Origin of the sequence: Terriglobus sp. YAF25 (genome assembly GCF_052113305.1) — a bacterium.
GTDB lineage: Bacteria > Acidobacteriota > Terriglobia > Terriglobales > Acidobacteriaceae > Terriglobus.
On sequence record NZ_JBFRCY010000720.1, the window covers coordinates 1 to 2,301 of the forward strand.

3 protein-coding genes are annotated in these 2,301 nt (G+C 60.1%); all 3 read left to right on the forward strand.

Features of this window, described 5'->3' with window-relative positions; all coding sequences use genetic code 11:
• Positions 1 to 211: 211 nt before the first annotated feature.
• From AB4043_RS22850 to AB4043_RS22860, 3 genes are read left to right on the forward strand one after another with little or no spacing between them, the layout of a single operon-like run.
• A complete protein-coding gene (locus tag AB4043_RS22850) occupies positions 212 to 508 on the forward strand; it encodes an acyl carrier protein (protein WP_442303183.1) in 297 nt (98 codons plus the stop codon).
• Entirely contained in the window at positions 505 to 1,719 is a 1,215-nt protein-coding gene (locus AB4043_RS22855) for a beta-ketoacyl-[acyl-carrier-protein] synthase family protein (RefSeq protein ID WP_442303182.1), read from the forward strand. Before AB4043_RS22850 ends, AB4043_RS22855 begins: the two co-directional genes overlap by 4 nt.
• A gap of 8 nt (positions 1,720 to 1,727) precedes the next feature.
• Positions 1,728 to 2,156: a DUF2147 domain-containing protein gene (locus AB4043_RS22860; protein WP_442303181.1), complete on the forward strand. Its 429-nt coding sequence runs from the start codon at positions 1,728 to 1,730 to the stop codon at positions 2,154 to 2,156.
• Positions 2,157 to 2,301 lie beyond the last annotated feature (145 nt).

The following is a 2,301-nucleotide window of genomic DNA, read 5'->3' on the forward strand; positions in this document are numbered from 1 at the left end:
GCCTCATGGACCCGGGTTCCATCACACTTTGTGAAGATTAGAGCATTTTTCCTGTTGMTGGGTATCCCGGGAGGAGCGTGCAGCGGCGTTTTCATTGCGGAAAACGCCCATAGATGCACAAGCCCYGCAMTACACCTACAGGAAAAATGCTCCGTGACAGTCAACGTACTTCGTCGTACCCCTCATTTCACCGCTGTGCAGGAGATATCTGATGGAGATAGAAACGATTCGGCAACTGGAAAAAATCCAGCAACACTGCATCCAACTGATCGCCGCGGCCAAGAAGGTTTCGCCGGAGACGCTTTCACCTGCTTCGACGTTTGAAGAGATCGGGCTGGACTCGCTGGATAAGGTGACGCTGGCCTTCGATGTGGAAGAGGCCTACGACATCGCCATTCCGGAGAGCGCGCTGGCAACGATCGATAACATTGGCGCGATGGCGGCGGCCATTCACCAGGCAGTCGAGGCAAAGCCTCTCACTCCTGATTCCCAAACGAGCACCGCATGAGACGTGTTGCCATTACGGGCATGGGCTGTGTCACCTCCATCGGCATCGGCACGGATAAGTTCTTCCGCGCGCTGCGCGAGGGCAGTGACGGCTTTCGTTCTCTCTCCGACGAAGAGCAGGTGGGGTTGACCTTCTGCTGCACGGCGCGGGTGGATGACTTCCAGCCCGAGAAGCTGCTCTCGCCGGACCAGATGCTGCTCTCCGAGCGGTCGTCGCAGTTTGCCCTCGTAGCGGCACACGAAGCAATCGAGCAGTCTGGCCTGCCGGCTACGCTCGACGGCAGCCGGATTGCCGTTGTCTTCGGGTGCTCTGCCGGCGGCAGGACGGCGGAAGAGCCGGCGCTGGAGAAGCTATATACACAGGGCGCGCGCGTTCATCCACTCACCGTGCCGCGTGCGATGGCCAATGCGGGAACCAGCCTGGTCTCGATGGAGTATGGCATCACTGGCCCCTCCTATACCGTCTCCACTGCTTGCGCTTCGGCGACGCACGCCATTGGCCAGGCCTTTCACATGGTGCGCTCCGGCATGGTGGATGCTGCGATCACCGGCGGTCATGATGCTCCGCTGACCTTCGGCTTTCTGCGGGCATGGAACAGCCTGCGTGTGGTCTCGCCGACCTTCTGCCGTCCCTTCGCCAAAGACCGCGACGGCATGACCCTGGGCGAAGGCTCGGCTGTGATGGTTCTGGAGGAGATGGAGAGCGCGGTGCGGAGAGGAGCGCAGGTGCTGGGAGAGATCGTCGGCTTCGGTATGTCTTCGGATGCGCGGCACATCACACAGCCTGCACCCAGCGGACCGGCCACCGCGATGCGCAGTGCGCTGCTGGATTGCGGCGATCTGCGCGCGCCTGTGCGCTACATCAATGCGCACGGTACGGGGACCATTGCCAACGATGGAATAGAGGCAGAGGCGATCCACATGGTCTTTGCGGAGGATGCCGGCAAAATTCCGGTGAGTTCTACCAAGTCGATGCATGGCCATGCGATGGGCGCCTCCGGAGCGCTGGAGGCAGTTGCGACCGTGCTTGCGTTACAGCATGGTGAGCTGCCGCAGACAGCACATGAGAGCGAGATCGATCCTGCGCTCGCGCTCGATGTGATTACCGGAGAAACGCGGGGAATAGAACGAACCAGTGAACCGGTGCTCGCACTCTCCAACTCCTTCGCCTTTGGCGGGCTCAATGCTGTTCTGGCCTTTCGCTCGGTTTGAGGTGGTCTATGTTGAAACTGATTGCAGGTCTTTTCCTGGTGATTGCGGCCACGCTGCAGGCCGAGCAGCCCGGTGTTCTGGGTGACTGGACGGATCCCACTGGGTCCGTTATCCGCATTGCACCGTGCGGACAGGAGCTATGTGCGCGGTTGATTGCGGTCAGCCGCCAGGCGCCGACGCCCTTCGACAGCCACAATCCGGATGCGGCAAAGCGCAAACAGCCTCTGTGTGGCCTGGTGATCGGACATGGGTTTCATCTCTCTGACCAGAACCATGCGGATGGTGGCTATCTCTATGATCCGAAGTCGGGCAGGACGTATCACGGGTCGATGATGCGGAATGGAGATCGGCTGGAGCTGCGGGGGTATGTGGGAATCAAGTTGTTTGGAAGGACTGAGGTGTGGAGCAGGCCGGGGAATGTGAATGCTTGTGTGTGAGTGCGGTACCTCAGCGGCTGAAGCCGCGTGTTTTGCGGCTTTTATATGGCACGGCTGAAGCCGTGCCCTTAAGCAACGCATTCGCACCTGCGGTGCGAAATGGTTGCGCGTTGCGCAACGGCTGGTTGAGTCGATGTAGAGGATC

Bases quoted from the DNA above. Each gene is read 5' to 3' on its own strand.
- AB4043_RS22860 (WP_442303181.1), top strand. From the start codon at position 1,728: ATGTTGAAACTGATTGCAGGTCTTTTCCTGGTGATTGCGGCCACGCTG.
- AB4043_RS22855 (WP_442303182.1), top strand. From the start codon at position 505: ATGAGACGTGTTGCCATTACGGGCATGGGCTGTGTCACCTCCATCGGC.
- AB4043_RS22850 (WP_442303183.1), top strand. From the start codon at position 212: ATGGAGATAGAAACGATTCGGCAACTGGAAAAAATCCAGCAACACTGC.